General features: G+C 62.9%; 15 protein-coding genes and 1 pseudogene. 7 read left to right on the top strand and 9 right to left on the bottom strand.

Annotated elements, in window-relative coordinates:
* Positions 1 to 14: 14 nt before the first annotated feature.
* The 3 genes from J2J99_RS06790 to J2J99_RS06780 all read right to left on the bottom strand — a co-directional run bounded on the left by J2J99_RS06790 (position 15) and on the right by J2J99_RS06780 (position 2,141).
* Positions 15 to 476 carry a nuclear transport factor 2 family protein gene (locus tag J2J99_RS06790; RefSeq protein WP_168294219.1) on the bottom strand — a complete coding sequence of 154 codons (462 nt, stop codon included), beginning with the start codon at positions 474 to 476 and terminating at the stop codon, positions 15 to 17.
* 78 nt (positions 477 to 554) lie between these two features.
* Entirely contained in the window at positions 555 to 1,487 is a 933-nt protein-coding gene (locus J2J99_RS06785; protein WP_168294220.1) for a pyridoxamine 5'-phosphate oxidase family protein, read from the bottom strand.
* 42 nt (positions 1,488 to 1,529) lie between these two features.
* Positions 1,530 to 2,141, bottom strand: a complete 612-nt coding sequence (locus tag J2J99_RS06780; RefSeq protein WP_168294221.1) for a glutathione S-transferase family protein — start codon at positions 2,139 to 2,141, stop codon at positions 1,530 to 1,532.
* A 158-nt stretch (positions 2,142 to 2,299) separates the two neighbouring features.
* Here J2J99_RS06780 and J2J99_RS06775 point away from each other — a divergent pair, with 158 nt between their 5' ends.
* On the top strand, positions 2,300 to 3,193 hold the full coding sequence (locus J2J99_RS06775) for a LysR family transcriptional regulator (RefSeq protein WP_168294222.1): 894 nt from the start codon (positions 2,300 to 2,302) through the stop codon (positions 3,191 to 3,193).
* Between the two features lie 2 nt (positions 3,194 to 3,195).
* On the opposite strand, the gene J2J99_RS06770 is transcribed toward J2J99_RS06775, so the two are convergent.
* The 3 genes from J2J99_RS06770 to J2J99_RS06760 form a co-directional block, all read right to left on the bottom strand.
* On the bottom strand, positions 3,196 to 3,564 hold the full coding sequence (locus tag J2J99_RS06770; RefSeq protein ID WP_168294223.1) for a DUF983 domain-containing protein: 369 nt from the start codon (positions 3,562 to 3,564) through the stop codon (positions 3,196 to 3,198).
* A 215-nt stretch (positions 3,565 to 3,779) separates the two neighbouring features.
* The gene (locus J2J99_RS06765; RefSeq protein WP_168294224.1) at positions 3,780 to 5,183 is read right to left on the bottom strand and encodes an aminotransferase-like domain-containing protein; all 1,404 of its coding nucleotides are present in this window, start codon (positions 5,181 to 5,183) and stop codon (positions 3,780 to 3,782) included.
* 108 nt (positions 5,184 to 5,291) lie between these two features.
* On the bottom strand, positions 5,292 to 6,257 hold the full coding sequence (locus J2J99_RS06760) for an SDR family NAD(P)-dependent oxidoreductase (RefSeq protein WP_168294225.1): 966 nt from the start codon (positions 6,255 to 6,257) through the stop codon (positions 5,292 to 5,294).
* A 114-nt stretch (positions 6,258 to 6,371) separates the two neighbouring features.
* Between J2J99_RS06760 and J2J99_RS06755 the strand changes: the two genes are divergently transcribed.
* The 3 genes from J2J99_RS06755 to J2J99_RS06745 all read left to right on the top strand — a co-directional run bounded on the left by J2J99_RS06755 (position 6,372) and on the right by J2J99_RS06745 (position 8,885).
* Complete coding sequence (locus J2J99_RS06755; protein ID WP_168294226.1) at positions 6,372 to 7,316, top strand: AraC family transcriptional regulator; 945 nt, start codon at positions 6,372 to 6,374, stop codon at positions 7,314 to 7,316.
* 149 nt (positions 7,317 to 7,465) lie between these two features.
* Positions 7,466 to 8,371: a S1C family serine protease gene (locus J2J99_RS06750; RefSeq protein ID WP_168294227.1), complete on the top strand. Its 906-nt coding sequence runs from the start codon at positions 7,466 to 7,468 to the stop codon at positions 8,369 to 8,371.
* Positions 8,372 to 8,504: 133 nt separating this feature from the next.
* A complete protein-coding gene (locus tag J2J99_RS06745; protein ID WP_168294228.1) occupies positions 8,505 to 8,885 on the top strand; it encodes a VOC family protein in 381 nt (126 codons plus the stop codon).
* 20 nt (positions 8,886 to 8,905) lie between these two features.
* Here J2J99_RS06745 and J2J99_RS06740 read toward each other — a convergent pair whose 3' ends face one another.
* The gene (locus tag J2J99_RS06740) at positions 8,906 to 9,868 is read right to left on the bottom strand and encodes a LysR family transcriptional regulator (protein WP_168294425.1); all 963 of its coding nucleotides are present in this window, start codon (positions 9,866 to 9,868) and stop codon (positions 8,906 to 8,908) included.
* A gap of 122 nt (positions 9,869 to 9,990) precedes the next feature.
* Between J2J99_RS06740 and J2J99_RS06735 the strand changes: the two genes are divergently transcribed.
* Both J2J99_RS06735 and J2J99_RS06730 read left to right on the top strand, forming a co-directional pair.
* Entirely contained in the window at positions 9,991 to 11,391 is a 1,401-nt protein-coding gene (locus tag J2J99_RS06735) for an MFS transporter (protein WP_168294229.1), read from the top strand.
* Positions 11,392 to 11,486: 95 nt separating this feature from the next.
* Positions 11,487 to 11,886, top strand: a pseudogene (locus tag J2J99_RS06730) (hypothetical protein).
* Positions 11,887 to 11,937: 51 nt separating this feature from the next.
* Here the strand turns inward: J2J99_RS06730 and J2J99_RS06725 are convergent.
* Positions 11,938 to 12,243 carry a hypothetical protein gene (locus J2J99_RS06725; protein WP_168294110.1) on the bottom strand — a complete coding sequence of 102 codons (306 nt, stop codon included), beginning with the start codon at positions 12,241 to 12,243 and terminating at the stop codon, positions 11,938 to 11,940.
* A gap of 69 nt (positions 12,244 to 12,312) precedes the next feature.
* Between J2J99_RS06725 and J2J99_RS06720 the strand changes: the two genes are divergently transcribed.
* Entirely contained in the window at positions 12,313 to 13,416 is a 1,104-nt protein-coding gene (locus tag J2J99_RS06720; RefSeq protein WP_168294231.1) for a fatty acid desaturase, read from the top strand.
* A gap of 107 nt (positions 13,417 to 13,523) precedes the next feature.
* On the opposite strand, the gene J2J99_RS06715 is transcribed toward J2J99_RS06720, so the two are convergent.
* Entirely contained in the window at positions 13,524 to 14,570 is a 1,047-nt protein-coding gene (locus J2J99_RS06715) for an AraC family transcriptional regulator (RefSeq protein ID WP_168294232.1), read from the bottom strand.
* Positions 14,571 to 14,574: the final 4 nt, after the last annotated feature.

Genomic DNA, 14,574 nt, shown 5'->3' with positions numbered 1-14,574 from the left:
GAATTCTTCCTGTTTTAGAGGCCGAGCTCGGTCAAACCGGGATGATCGTCCGGCCGTCGGCCGAGGGGCCAGTGGTATTTGCGCTCCGTTTCCCGGATCGGCAGATCGTTGATGCAGGCAAAACGGCGCTGCATCAAACCGGCCGCATCGAATTCCCAGTTCTCGTTGCCGTAAGAGCGGAACCAGTTGCCGCTGTCATCGTGCCATTCATAGGCAAAGCGCACGGCAATGCGATTGTCGGTGAAGGCCCAGATCTCCTTGATCAGTCGGTAGTCAAGCTCCTTGGCCCATTTGCGCGTGAGAAAAGCGACGATCTCGGCGCGGCCGGTGACGAATTCAGAGCGGTTCCGCCAGCGGCTGTCCGGCGTATAGACGAGCGAGACGCGCTGGGGATCGCGGCTGTTCCAGCCGTCCTCGGCAAGACGGACTTTCTGCGTGGCGGTCTCGAAGGTGAAAGGCGGAACAAGGCTGGACATGACATTTCCCGTACTGATTGGTTATCAGTTTACTGATCGGTACACAATTTGCAAGGCTGCAGCGGGCGGCGCTCGAGCTTACACGTCGGAGCGCCGATTCCACCGCAACGGCAGGGCATCCGGGCGAAGCACAATGTTTACGGGCGTGAAGCGCCAAAGCCTTTCCGCCTTGGGAAAGGCGGCAATCTCGGGCGAATCGAGCAGCACCTCGACCCTGCCGGTCATTTGAAGAACGTCGCCGGTTTCGAAATCGATGAAGACCAGCCCGGCCTTCGGATTGACCAGGAAATTGCCGAGCGTGTTGAAGAAGCGATTGCCGGCAAAGTCGGGAACCGTCAGCGCGCCATCGGCGCCGAGATGCACGAAGCCGGCATAGCCGCCGCGATGGGAGACGTCGACCTGGCGTTCGCCATTCTCGCGGTCGACATAGGAAGCGACGAAAAACGTATCGGCGCTCTCGACCATCCGCCGCGCGCGCGCGTCGAACTCATGGAAACGCAGCGGCGGCAGCGTGGTCGGCAGAGCGGGATCGCGGACGAAGGCGGCAGCGCGCGGCTGGATATATTGCGGGCAATTACCGAAGCTCTGGCCGACGCGCAAGCGAAAGGCGCCGGCATCCGTCCTGCCGATCACACCGTTCAGCCGGTTGCGCCGCCGGGTTTCGAGCTGAATGCCGAGCATGGCGATGGCGGCGCCATCCTCCATGCCGGCATCGGCAGGATCGGCCGGCTCGCGCGGCAGGCGGACCTCAAGCGTCTCGGGGTCCGGCGAGGACATGAAACCCGGCTGCGCGGCCCGCACCGTCGCCCAGACGTCGCCCTTCGCATCCACCGCGCCGAGCACCACGAAAGGCAGCATCGGGAAGAAGGCGCGGTGCTGCTCGGGCATCGCCTTGCGGACGAAATTCCGCCCCGGCCCGTCCATGCGCTCGACGACGCCGAGACTGCGCTGCATTTCTAGTTCACCCCTATGCCAGGGCGATGCGGCATCTTCTCCGGATTGCTTCAGCATCACGGCCTCCTTTCAGGCGCGATTTTTGACCGGGACGGATCTTTATGCGGCTAGACCGATCTTGGTCTTGCGGAAGCCGACGAAACCCGGCAGCGCCTCGATGCGGGCAAGCCACGCGATCACGGCCCGATAGGACGAGATGTCGACATTGCCCTCTGGCGCATTGGCGATGTAGCTGTAAAGCGCGATATCGGCGATCGTCGGATTGTCGCCGAGCAGGAAGGCGCGGCCGGAAAGTTCCGTCTCGACCAGCGCGAGAATGCGGTGCGCCCGGGCAATCACCTCGTCGGCACGAAAATTGGAACCGAAGACGGTGACCAGACGGGCGGCGCAAGGTCCGTAGGCGATCTCGCCCGCGGCGACCGAGAGCCATTTCTGAATCCGCGCGGCCGTCAGAATGTCGTCCGGCAGCCAGTCGGTGCGGCCAAATTTGCGTGCGAGATAGACGAGGATGGCAGAGGAATCGGAAATGATCGTTCCATCGTCGTCGAGTACCGGCACCTGGCCAAAGGCATTGAGCTCCAGGAATTCCGGAGCCTTGTGAGCGCCGGCAGCCAGGTCGACCTCGACCAGTTCGTAAGGCACGCCGAGCAGCGACAGGAACAGGTGAACTCGGTGCGAATGGCCGGACAGCGGATGATAATAGAGTTTCATGACGGTTCCTCTTGTGTCTGATGGGGCGGCGGGAGCAAGGCAGCGGCCTTGCCGGCGATGACCGTTTCCAACCATCTGCGGAGGAATTTACTGCCTTCCAATCAACTGCAATAGGATGGTAATCTGGAAGGCCTGTTCCCAATTATTGGAAGGATAAAATGGACCGCCTCGACGCCATGCGCGTGCTTCTTGCCGTCGTCGAACAAGGCAGCCTGTCGGCCGCCTCGCGGCATCTGCGTTCACCGCTGGCAACCGTCAGCCGCAAGGTCTCCGAGCTTGAGACCCATCTTCACGCCAAACTGCTGCAGAGAAGCAACCGCAAGATCACGCTGACCGAGGCCGGGCGCTCCTATGTCGAGGCGGCGCGGGAAATTCTTGACCGGGTGGAAGAGGCAGAACGGACGGCCGCCGGCGAATACAGTGCGCCGAAGGGCGAACTGACAATGACCGCGCCGATCGTCTTCGGGCGGCTGCACGTCCTGCCTGTCGTGGTGAATTTCCTGAAGGCTTATCCCGAGATCAATCTGCGGCTGATGCTCGGCGACCGGCTGTCGAATCTCGTCGAGGATCATATCGACCTGGCGCTGAGGATCGGCACCCTTGTAGACAGCAACCTGATCGCGACGCGGCTCGGCGCGATCCGCCGCACCGTCTATGCCAGCCCGGATTATCTGGCGCGGAACGCCCCACCCCGGCAGCCGGGTGATCTTTCCGCTCATGATTGCATCACCTTCGAGAACATGGCCTCGATGCGGAGCTGGACATTCAGCGAGGGAAAACGCGACCTTGCCGTGCCGATTCACTCGCGGCTTGCCGTCAACACCGCCGAGGCCGCGGTCGATGCGGCCGTCGCCGGCCTCGGCATCACCCGGGTGCTCTCCTATCAGGCGGCCGGCGCCGAGACGGCGGGCCTGTTGGTGCCGCTGCTTACCGATTTCGAACCGCCGCCGGCGCCGGTGCACCTCGTCTACCCCTCGCAGGGGCTGGTGCCGCTGAAGCTACGGGCGCTCCTTGACTTCGCCACACCACGCCTGCGGGCGACGCTGAAATAGATTTAGGCGAGCTTGCCCTCTTCCGCCTTGTAGAAATACTGGCTGGCGACCAACCAGCCCTTCAAGGGCCTGAGCGGTGGAATGCAGGTGGCGAGCATGAAGGGCCCGGTGACCAGAAGCTGCACCCAGATCGGCGCCGAAAACGCCACCTCCAGCCAGACGCCGAGCAGCACGCTCGGTATGCAGGCGAAGCAGATCACAAAAAAGGCCGGACCGTCAGCCGGATCGGCGAAGGCATAATCGAGGCCGCAAACCGCGCATTGCGGCTGCAGCGTCAGAAAGCCCTTGAACATGTGGCCCTGGCCGCAGCGCGGGCAGCGTCCCCTGACGCCAGTCTGCATCGGAGGAAGCGGGGGATATTCGGTATCCATGATAACCTCGTCATCTCTGGCACGCGGCTCAATACCCATCAATGCCACGCCAATGTATGCATTCAATATAGTTACATTATACGGCAATTGCCAGTCAATTTGTCAGAATGCCGCAGATCTCCGTCGGCCGGCCGGCAGCAGCAGACGTCCCGCAGATCATCGAAGGGTGGCGAAACTCGCGGCCTGCCTGAGGACACGCTGTAAAGCTGCCAGGATTAGAAGAACGAAGCCGCCATCTCCGGCGGGCCTTCCAGCGCATGGGCCATGAATTCCAGTGCGCCGTGCAGTCTCTCCCGGGTGATCGGGCCGCCAAGGCAGACCCGCACTGCTTCCGGGGCAGCGCCCTCGACGGTGAAGGCATCGCTTGCCACGACGCCGATGCCGGAGGAACGCATATGGCTGCCGAAGGTGGAACGGGTCCAGCCATTGGCGAGCGGCAGCCAGATATTGAAGCTGATCGGATCGGCGCGGTAGCTGCCGGCAGGCAGGATGGCGGCGACTATCTGCTGGCGGGCCGAGGCCTCAGCGCGGATGAAGCGCAGGATCGCATCGGCCGTGCCGTCCTCGATCCAGCGGGTGGCAAGCGCCACGGTCAAAGGCGAGGCCATGACGTTGTTGGCGCGCATGGCGCTGACGAAGGGCCATACGGCCTTGCTATCGGGCGCCACGACATAGGCAAGGCGCAGGCCGGCGCCGAGGCATTTCGCCAGGCCGCCAATATGCCACGTCAAATCCGGCGCCATTGCCGCAAGCGGCGCCGGACCTTGCTCTGGGATGAAGCCATAGGCATCGTCCTCGACGATCGGCAGCTGATATCTCCGGGCGACGGCTGCGATTTCCGCACGCCGGCCGGTTGGAATCGTCAACGTCAACGGGTTCTGCAGCGTCGGATTGAGATAGAGCGCCTTCGGCTTCAACCGCTCGCAGGCGCTGGCAAATGCGTCCGGCAGGATCCCGTCCCCGTCCATCGGCAGGCCGGCGAGGTTGATCCGCAGCTGAGCGGCGATCGAGCGCATGCCGGGATAGGTGATGATTTCCGACAGCACCGTCTCGCCCGGTTTCGCCAGCAGGCCGAAGATCGCCAGCATGGCCGGATGGGCACCTGGCGTGACGAAGATCCGTTCCTGAGACGGGTTGATTTCGCGGCGGCCGAGCCAGGCGGCGGCAGCATCCTTATCGACGCCGCCGCCGCCGAAGCCCTGGTAGCGCAGCAGCGGGATGAGATTTGCGGCCACCGCCGACATGCCCGCCCGCATACGGGCGATCAGTTCCGGATCGTCAGGTTCCGGCGGCAGGTTCATCGAGAAGTCGACGACGGCCGCTCGCCGGGGGTCGAGTGCGGCGCCGGCGCCCCAGTCCTGGCGGTGTTTGATCGCCGCGCCGGTGACGAAAGTGCCTCGGCCGACATGGGAATCCACGAGACCGCGCTTCTGCGCCTCGACGTAACCTCTCGCCACCGTCGTGAAATCGACGTTCAGCCGTCTGGCAAGTTCGCGCTGCGGCGGCAGCCGGTCACCGACCGCCAGATGCCCGCTTCGCAGATCCATTTCGATCAGATCGGCGATCGCCATGTAACGCGGGCTGCTGCTGCGGCTCAGGTCGGGATGCCAGTCTTTCATTCTTGATCCGATCAACATAATGGAAGCATTGACCGTATATTGTTGCATCTCCCCGCTGTCACGAAAAAAGTCAGCCTCCGCGACGGAAGCCGACGCCGACTGGATGTCTCACCGCATTGATGGTGACGCGAAGGCGTCGATGCCGCTCAGCCTGGCCGACAGGGCCCACAGCCGCTCGGCCTGCTCGGGGTCAACGGCGTGATCGCTGACGCCACCCGGCTTCCCATCGAACGCCCTGTTCGCCACATCGCAATCTTCGCAATAGAGGCCTCCCATACCCTCGAGCTGAGGCGAGGTCGCCGCCCATAGCTGGGTGGCGGCGCCTTGCGACGGCGTCTTGAATGTCGGGTCGATCGGATTGCCGTTCGAGTCGATCCACCCCGCACCCACCATTTCCTCTCGTGAAAGATACCGCTGCAGTGGCGTGAGGATCTTGCCCGGGTGCAGCGAAAACGCGCGGATACCAACGCCGCGCGCGAGCCTGTCCAGATGCAGGGCGAAAAGCGCATTGGCTGTCTTCGACTGCCCATAGGCTTGCCATTTGTCGTAGCCAGTCTCGAACTGCAGGTCGTCCCATCGGATTCCGGAGATCTGATGGCCGCCTGACGAAACCGAAACGATACGCGCATTCCGCGACAATGCCGGCCAAAGGCTGTTAACCAAAGCGAAATGGCCCAGATGATTCGTTGCGAATTGCGCCTCCCAGCCATCGCCGACGCGGGTCTCCGGGCAGGCCATGATGCCGGCGCTGTTGATGAGAATATCGATGCTGCGGCCAGCCGTGACGATGCGCTGGGCGAAGCGGCGGACGCTTTCCAGATTGGAGAGATCCAGCCGTTCGACCTGTACGCCATCGATGCCGGCAACGGCGTCTCGGGCCGCGTCAATGTTCCTTGCCCCGATGATTACCCTAGCGCCGGCGCCAGCCAGAGCGCGCGTGGTCTCCAGCCCGAGGCCGGAATGGCCGCCCGTGATGACGGCGCACTTGCGGGAAAGATCAAGGCCGGCCACGACCTCGACGGCGGTCGTGCGGGCTCCGAAGCCCGAGCCGATTGGGACTTGCTTATCATTCATGATAATTGCCTTCATTAACGTTTCTAGGAGGACAGTCGCGAGGATAGGGCGTGGCGATCAGACGATCCATGCGCTAGAGTCCGTCATCTCTTCGTTATCGTCCGGAATTTCCGCATGGACCCTTTATCCAATGTCCTCGCATTGCTCAAACCTCGAAGCTATGTCTCCGCGGGACTGGATGCCGGCGGCGCCTGGGCGCTCGATTTTCCACCTCCTGACGGCATCAAGTTCAACGCGGTCGTTTCCGGGGCGTGCTGGCTCAGCGTCGATGGCGTTGCCGAGTCCGTCCGGCTGGAGGAAGGCGACTGCTTTCTCCTGACAAGCCGCCGGGCTTTTCGTCTCGCCAGTGATCCATCTGTCGAAGCGATGCCCTGCGAGGCGATCTATTCGATTGCCCGCGATGGAATTGCGACCTGCAACGGCGGGGGCGATTTCTTCCTGATTGGCAGCCGTTTTTCCTTTTCGGGAGGAAACTCCGACATCCTTCTCGGCATCCTGCCGCCAATCGTTCATGTGAAAAGGGATTCCGATCACGCCGCCGTGCTGCGCTGGTCGCTCGATCGGATGACGCGCGAACTGCGCGACCGACAACCCGGCGGTTTTCTGATGGCAGAGCATTTCGCGCATGTGATGCTCATGCAGGTGTTGCGCCTCCATATCGCATCGCCGGATGCCCGCGGCGTGGGCTGGCTTTTCGCACTCACCGACAGGCGGATCGGAGCGGCGCTCGCGGCCATACATGCCGATCCGGCACGCAAATGGACGTTGCAGTTGCTGGCCGAACGGGCGTCGATGTCCCGGTCCACCTTTGCCCTTCATTTCAAGGCAAAGGTCGGGCTGGCGCCGATGGATTATTTGACGCGCTGGCGCATGCTTGTCGCGGCAGACCGGCTGGCAAATCCCGCCGAAGCAATTGCGAGCGTCGGCCTGTCGCTCGGTTATGATTCGGAAAGCGCCTTCAGCACCGCTTTCAAACGGGTTATGGGGTGCTCACCTCGGCAATATGGTGCCGCTCAGCAGGTCGGCGATACCATGCGAAATGAGGTTGGCGCTCGATGAACCTGATCGTGTGCCATTAGCGGGCAATCGCGCATCGGCCGGCGGAGATTCCGTTTGACACGGTCTTGCACCCGTCGCCCACTCTCTTACCTATCCAAGAATGAATGTGCCGGTCTTATTTCGTACCGGCACTCCATTAGGATGAAAGCATGAATATCAATCCCATCTTGCGGTCAATCGTGGCCATCCGCTCCTCCATTCCGGAAGATGCCTTCACGGCGGAGACGCTGGGAACCATCCGTGAGGGCAGCGGTGTGGTCATCCGCGACAATGGATTGGTGCTGACGATTGGTTACCTCATCACCGAGGCCGACGAAGTCTGGTTGACGACCCGTGACGGCCGGGTGGTTCCCGCCCATCCGCTGGCTTATGACCAGGAGAGCGGTTTCGGTTTGGTCCAGGCGCTCGGCATCCTGAACGCGCCGGCTGTGGAACTCGGCAATGCGGCCGCGGCCCAGCCCGGCGATCCCGTCGTGCTTGCCGACGGCATCGGCGAGTATATCCAGGCAAACATCGTCGCTCGGCAGGAATTCGCCGGCTATTGGGAATATCTGCTGGACGAGGCGATTTTTACCGCACCTGCCCATCCCGCATGGGGCGGCGCGGCCCTGATCGGCGCGGACGGCAAGCTTCTCGGCATCGGTTCGCTTCGTCTGCAAATGAGCCAGGACGGCGAGGTCGCGGACATTAATATGGTCGTTCCGATCGATCTGTTGCCGCCAATTCTGGATGATCTCTTGAACCGCGGCCAGGTCAACAAGCCGCCGCGGCCCTGGCTCGGCGCTTTCTCCGCCGAGAGCAATGGCGGCGTTGTCGTGATGAGCGTGGCCGAAGGCGGTCCAGCCGCCGAGGCCGGCCTGCGTCAGGGCGATATCATCTCGGAGATCCGCGACCAAGAGGTCGATGGCTTGGCCGATTTCTACCGCAAGCTCTGGAGCAGCGGCCCAGCCGGCGCCGAGATTCCCATGCGGATTCTGCGCAACGGTCGGGAAGCCTGGCTGCGGATCAAATCCGCCGACCGCAACAGCTTCCTGAAAAAGCCGCAGTTGCAGTAGGGCCGCATCGGCGGGCACGCGCGGGGCCGGCGATCCGGCGCGCCGATGAACAAGCGAATGGTTCGTTGACTTGGCTCCGCCGTTGAAAGATGCTGCCTCACGTCAATCTCGGGATGAACGGAGTTTGCGCTTCATGTTCGATCATATCTCCATCGGCGTCAAAGACCTCGAAAGAGCCCGCCGCTTCTATGATGCGGCGCTGGCGCCGCTCGGATATGAGCGTCTGTCCAATTCCGATGGCGCGATCGGCTACGGCCCGGACGAGGTCGGCTTCTGGGTGATACAGGCCGAGCATCCCGTTGTCGCCAACATGCAATCGGGGCTGCATTTCTGCTTCGTCGCCCCGAACGAGGCCGCTGTCGACGCCTTTCACGCGGCGGCTATCGCATCCGGCGGCACCGACAATGGCGAACCGGGCATCCGGCCGGATTACGGCCGCTTCTATTATGCTGCCTTCGTCATCGACCCCGACGGCTACCGGCTCGAAGCCTATTTCCACAAGGGTGAGATATAGCCCGGCCAGAGAACGCGCCGTCAGGCCGCGGCCCTGGAGATCGCCACGCGGCAGCCGGAGGCTTCGAGCGCCTCGCCGGCAACGTCAAGGAACAGCCGGCGAAACCAGCGCGCCCGGCCGTCCGCCTGATCGACCCGACGGTAGAGCATGGTCACCGGGTCGACCGGCAGCGGCAGTGGCGGCTCGCAAATCGTCAGTCCATGCAGTTGCGCCATGCAGCGGCCGATCGATTCCGGCACGATGGCGATGACGGGCATTGCCCGCAGCGCCGTCGGCAAGGCGGAAAAGCGCGGTACGGTCGCCACCACACGCCTGAGATGGCCGGTGCGGCTGAGCGCGATATCGATGCTGGTCGACGCGTTGCCTTCAAACGAGACGGTGACATGCGCGGCACTGGCGAAATCTTCCAGGCTCAACTGCGCCTTCAGCTGGAGCTGAGCGTCGTCGTAGATGCAGATCGAGGCCTGGTTGAACAGCGGCGCGCGGATGTGCCAGGAGGCGGGTTCGTCGTGCACCGAGACGCTGAAATCGAAGACCCCCTCGTCCAGCCGGCGGGCGGCATTGCGCTTTTCGGAAGCGATGCCGATCAACCGGGCACCGGGTGAAAGCTGCAGCAGGCGGGCGGCAAGCGGGCCGAAAAAGGCCGATTCGAGATTGTCGCACATGCCGATGCGAAACTCGCCCTGCCAGCTTGCCGGATCGAAGTCGGCCTGCGGGCGAATGGCGCGTTCGATGCCCGACAACGCATCCTCGATTGCCGGAGCAATGGACAGAGCGCGCGGCGTCGGCTGCAGACTGCGGCCGACTCGCACGAACAATTCATCGTCCAGCGCCTCGCGCAGGCGGCGCAAGGCGGCTGACAGGCCGGGCTGCCCGAGCAGCAGGCGTTCGGCGGCGCGGCTGACATTGCGCTCCTGCATCAGCACCGAAAAGGCCAGCAGCAGGTTGAGGTCAATCTTGCGCAGCGTGGCGTCATTCATCATCATCAGTAATACCTGGCATGGCTACTATCAATTTGCAATAGGAATAGAAGCTGTACATTTTCTCGTTCCCTGCCGCTCGGCAACCTCCGCCATCAGGCGGCAGCAAAGAAGGAACGATTTAGATGACACTTTCCAAATCGAGAAGCGGAGCGGGGCTGGCATTGCTGCTGCTCTGCGCCGCCAATTTCCTCGACGCCATGGATGTCTCCACCATCGGCGTTGCGCTTCCCGCCATCCAGGCCGAGCTCGGCATGGAGGCGACATCGCTGCAATGGGCGGTCAGCGCCTATGTGCTCGGCTATGGCGGCTTTTTGCTGCTCGGCGGCCGCGTCGCCGACGTCTTCGGCCATCGGCGCGTCTTCCTCTGGTCGCTGGCAACTTTTGCCGCCGCCAGCATCGCCGGCGGCTTCATCGACAGCGGCCCGACCTTAATCGCTGCCCGTTTGATCAAGGGCATTGCCGCCGCCTTCACTGCGCCTGCGGCCCTTGCGCTGCTGCTCTCGGTGTTCGGCGAAGGAGCAGCCCGGGCGAAAGCGCTCGGCGTCTTCGCCTCCACGGGTGCGACCGGCTTCGTGCTCGGCATGGTGCTCGGCGGTGCCGCGACGATCGTCAGCTGGCGGGCAACGCTGGTCATGGGCGCGCCCGTCGCCATCCTGACACTCGTCCTGGCGCCGCTGGCGCTGCCGGCCGACCCGAAAAGGACCGGACCGCGGCCGGCCTTCGACTGGGCCGGCGCACTGACGATTACACCCGGGCTGCTGCTCTTCGTCTTCGGCATCACCAATGCCGCAGCCGCCGGCTGGCAGGCCTTGCCGACCTGGGGTTCGCTGCTGGCGTCGCTGGTGCTGATCCTGCTCTTCCTTGCCGTCGAAGCACGCCATGCCGATCCGATGGTGCCGCTCGGCATGTTCCGCCGGGCGCGGCTGCGGCACGCCAATGCGATCGCCGCCCTCTTCCAGGGCGCCTATGTCGGCTTCCAGTTTCTGGCGACGCTCTACTATCAGAACGCCATCGGCTGGTCGGCCTTCACAACCGGCTTCTCATTTGCCCTCGGCGGCGTCTTCGTGATGTTCCTGGCGCCACGATTTGCGAGCCTGGCGCAAAACCGCGGCGCCACCGGGCTGATGGCGGCCGGCGTCGGGCTGCAGGCCTTCAGCTACATCTTCTGGGTGGCGGCACTCGGACATGTCGATCCCATCCTGCTCGTGCTGGTCTCACAGGTCCTGCTCGGCCTCGGTTATGCCATGACCTACCCTTCGGTGCAGGTCGCGGCCCTCTCCGACGTTGAGGACGACAAGTCGGGGCTCGCCTCTGGTCTGCTCTTCGCGTCCTTCCAGATCGGCGGCGGCATTGTGCTGGCGGCTGCTTCGGCGGTCTTCGCCGCCGCGCCGGATTTCGGCTGGAACCCGTATACCGCCGGCGTCGCCTTCGTGGCGCTGCTTGCCATCGCCATCACCCTGCTTGCGGCGTCCGGTCCGCGGACATCGCCGGCGCGGCAGACGGCCTACCAACCGGCGGAATGAGCATCATCGCCCGCACCTGAGCGGTGCGGGCTTTTGCGCCGATCGGCGCGGGCTGCGCAGCGAGAATCCCGTTGTGTTGCAGGGACGAAAGGTGCATGATCGGCGCTTCGGCAGCCATTGAGCGGGCGCTGCCGACTGAGGGATATGAATACCTTCGCCCCGACGAAAGGAGGACTGATGTCTTCCACTTCCAAAAAGCCATATCTGACCTCGTCCGATCTCGACATGCTTCAATCCGTACTCGACAATGCGGGTTACGAGGCCAGGATCGTGGTCGACGACGGCAAGTGCTGCAACGTCGCAGCGATGCTGCTGATCAAGCTATTTGAGGAGGGCATAACGTCGCCCGCCATGCTTTCGCTGGCGCTCGAACACCACTTCGGCAAGCTGAAAACGGTGCCGAAACCAGTCACTCCGGTTTACGACCGTTATGCGATCCAGGGATTGCCCAGCGACAGGCGTGAGATAAATCGCAAACCCGACGCGCGAAGCTGAAAACCGCTTCGGAACTTCCGTCTGAACAGGAGATCGATCGATGGCAAAAGGTCAGTTGAGAAGCAATCGCGAGGCTCGCAAACCGAAGAAGGACAAGCTGGCGCCGAAGATGGCCGGCACATTCGCAGGCCAGATGAAGGCCGCGGCCCAGGCCGCTCCGCACGGAAGCAGCGCGCCGAAGAAATAAGCTCGCACCGAGCCCTCGGGTGAATCGCCCTCGCCGCCTTCATGACAAATGCGAGTCGGGATCGATTTGCGTAATGAGCGATGTGTGGCTAAAAGCGGCAGCGCGTCCTGCCGGGACGCGCGATCAGCGATGATCGTGTTTTCGAAAAGCCGGAAGGTGCCACAGAGCATGACTCCTCTTCAAATCATCAACCGCGTCGACGATCCGTCGTGCGTCGCAGCCGTTTGCGGCGATATTTCGTGATCGAACGCGCGCACCGCTTCGAGAGCGAGGAAATCCGGCTTGCCGCCTTGGACGAGCCTTGTGAAAATGCGCAGAAACCTGCGGCATCGACAGCACTTTTCGCTGAAAAAGCCTGGTTGAAGATCCTTGCAGGATATCGCCAGCCAAGGGCCACGCGCAGTGCCTTTGAACTGGCGGTCACAGCTATTCCCTTTGCGCTGTTCTGGGCCGCCGCATGGGCGGCCGTTCGTTACGGTTTTTTGCCGGGCCTGATCCTCGTCGTTCCGGCGGCCGCTTTCCTGCTCAGGCTGTTCATGATCCAGCATGATTGCGGCCACGGCGCTTTTTTCGCCCGCCGCCGCCTCGACGACTGGGTCGGGCGCACGATCGGCATATTGACGCTGACACCTTACGATTACTGGCGTCGGGCGCATGCAGAACATCACGCCTCGGCCGGAAACCTCGACGAGCGCGGCGTTGGCGACATTGAGACACTGACGATCGCCGAATACAATGCGCTGTCGCGCCGGGGGCGGCTTGCCTACCGGCTCTACCGGCACCCAGTCGTGATGTTCGGGATCGGGCCGGCATGGCTGTTCATCTTCAAGCAGCGCCTGCCTTTCGGCATGATGCGCTCAGGCCCCCTGCCCTGGATCTCGACCATGGCGACGAACCTTGCCATCGCGCTGGTCGCCGCCTTGCTGATCTGGGCGGGTGGGATCGTTCCGTTCCTGCTGGTTCACCTGCCGATAGTGCTGTTAGCGGGCGCTGCCGGCGTCTGGCTGTTCTATGTCCAGCACCAGTTCGAGGAAACGCACTGGTCGAAGAAACCGGCCTGGCAGTTCCAGCATGCGGCGCTTCACGGTGCCTCGCATTACGACCTGCCGCCGGTGCTGCGCTGGATCACCGGCAATATCGGCATCCACCATGTGCATCATCTGGCGAGCCGGGTGCCTTATTATCGGCTGCCGGAGGTGCTAAGGGACCATCCCGAGCTGGCCGGTATCGGCCGCATCACGCTCATGGAAAGCTTGCGCTGCGTCAAGTTGGTGCTCTGGGACGAACAGGCGATGCGGCTGGTGTCGTTTCGTGACGCGGCGCGGCTCAGAGCCGCAAGCTAATTTAGTTCGGCTTGCGTGGCGACGTCGGGCTCCGGCAAGGGCGCGAATGGAGCATTTCCCGAACAGGCATTCCGCCGTTTTAAAGCGATTGAGCAATTCTATCCGGATCAGGATCGATGCGCCGTGTTCACGTGCGCCCGGTCGGCTCCCTGGAACTTGCGATATTCACCGGGCGACCGGCCAGCGATCCGTTGAAAAGCCTGAGAAAACGAGGGCGTGGATTCGTAGCCGACGCGATGGGCAATCTGGTCGACAGTATCGCTGGTTTCGGCCAGCGCACGGGCTGCCATATTCATTCGCCAGCGGGCGACATAGGTCAACGGTGGCTCTCCCATGACCTTCGCAAAGCGTCGCGCGAAGGTCGCGCGGGATTGGCCTACGCTGCTTGCGAGAGACTCGACGCTCCACGGCCTTGCCGGAGCCGCATGGATGAGACGAAGGGCGCGGGCGACGGCGGGATCGCGCAATGCGGCGAACCAGCCTGCCACCTGGACGGGCTGGCTTTCCAGCCAAGCGCGCAGCAGAAACACCAGTGCACTGTCCAGAAGGCGGGGCGCCACGATATCGCGGCCGATGTTCAAACCATCGGCTTCGATGCGAAGAAGCTCGCCGATCAGCCGGAGGGACGCATCTGCCTCAACCTGAGCGCGCGTCAACAGTACCAGCGGCGGCAGCAGCGGTACCAATGGATTGGGCACTCTTTCCCGCACGGAAAGTTTGGCGCAGAGAAGGGTTGTCTCGCCCTCGCCACTGGCATCCCGATCTCCTGCGCGGGAATGCGCGAGTGCCATCTGCATCGGCAAGACCTCGGCATCTGGCGGGTTGCTTATCTGATGGGCGACGCCACCGGCGACCAGCAGCATGTCGCCCTGACCAATATGAATTGGCTCCGCCCTTCCCTCAAGTCGCAACCAGCACTCCCCTGCCTGAACCAGGTGAATCGCCGCATTGCGCATCGGCTCCACCGCAATTCCCCAAGGCGTTAGCAGATGCGCGAAGCTGATCTGCGAAGCTCCCAGGCGGGACGCTGAAAGCACATCCGACAATAGGTCCATCTCTTGCATGGCAGTTCCAATTCTGAGACGACCGGATAAGAAATCGTCAGTTTCGGCCATCGTCCGTCGATCGTAAACCGAATAGTCCTTGTCACGCAAGCAA

Origin of the sequence: Rhizobium binae (genome assembly GCF_017357225.1) — a bacterium.
GTDB classification, from domain to species: domain Bacteria; phylum Pseudomonadota; class Alphaproteobacteria; order Rhizobiales; family Rhizobiaceae; genus Rhizobium; species Rhizobium binae.
Note: the sequence above shows the minus strand (reverse complement) of the source record. Positions and strands in the feature narration are given on the sequence as shown.

Coding starts and splice junctions, on each gene's coding strand:
- J2J99_RS06790 (WP_168294219.1), bottom strand. CDS start 476: ATGTCCAGCCTTGTTCCGCCTTTCACCTTCGAGACCGCCACGCAGAAA.
- J2J99_RS06785 (WP_168294220.1), bottom strand. CDS start 1,487: ATGCTGAAGCAATCCGGAGAAGATGCCGCATCGCCCTGGCATAGGGGT.
- J2J99_RS06780 (WP_168294221.1), bottom strand. CDS start 2,141: ATGAAACTCTATTATCATCCGCTGTCCGGCCATTCGCACCGAGTTCAC.
- J2J99_RS06775 (WP_168294222.1), top strand. CDS start 2,300: ATGGACCGCCTCGACGCCATGCGCGTGCTTCTTGCCGTCGTCGAACAA.
- J2J99_RS06770 (WP_168294223.1), bottom strand. CDS start 3,564: ATGGATACCGAATATCCCCCGCTTCCTCCGATGCAGACTGGCGTCAGG.
- J2J99_RS06765 (WP_168294224.1), bottom strand. CDS start 5,183: ATGAAAGACTGGCATCCCGACCTGAGCCGCAGCAGCAGCCCGCGTTAC.
- J2J99_RS06760 (WP_168294225.1), bottom strand. CDS start 6,257: ATGAATGATAAGCAAGTCCCAATCGGCTCGGGCTTCGGAGCCCGCACG.
- J2J99_RS06755 (WP_168294226.1), top strand. CDS start 6,372: ATGGACCCTTTATCCAATGTCCTCGCATTGCTCAAACCTCGAAGCTAT.
- J2J99_RS06750 (WP_168294227.1), top strand. CDS start 7,466: ATGAATATCAATCCCATCTTGCGGTCAATCGTGGCCATCCGCTCCTCC.
- J2J99_RS06745 (WP_168294228.1), top strand. CDS start 8,505: ATGTTCGATCATATCTCCATCGGCGTCAAAGACCTCGAAAGAGCCCGC.
- J2J99_RS06740 (WP_168294425.1), bottom strand. CDS start 9,868: ATGATGAATGACGCCACGCTGCGCAAGATTGACCTCAACCTGCTGCTG.
- J2J99_RS06735 (WP_168294229.1), top strand. CDS start 9,991: ATGACACTTTCCAAATCGAGAAGCGGAGCGGGGCTGGCATTGCTGCTG.
- J2J99_RS06725 (WP_168294110.1), bottom strand. CDS start 12,243: ATGCTCTGTGGCACCTTCCGGCTTTTCGAAAACACGATCATCGCTGAT.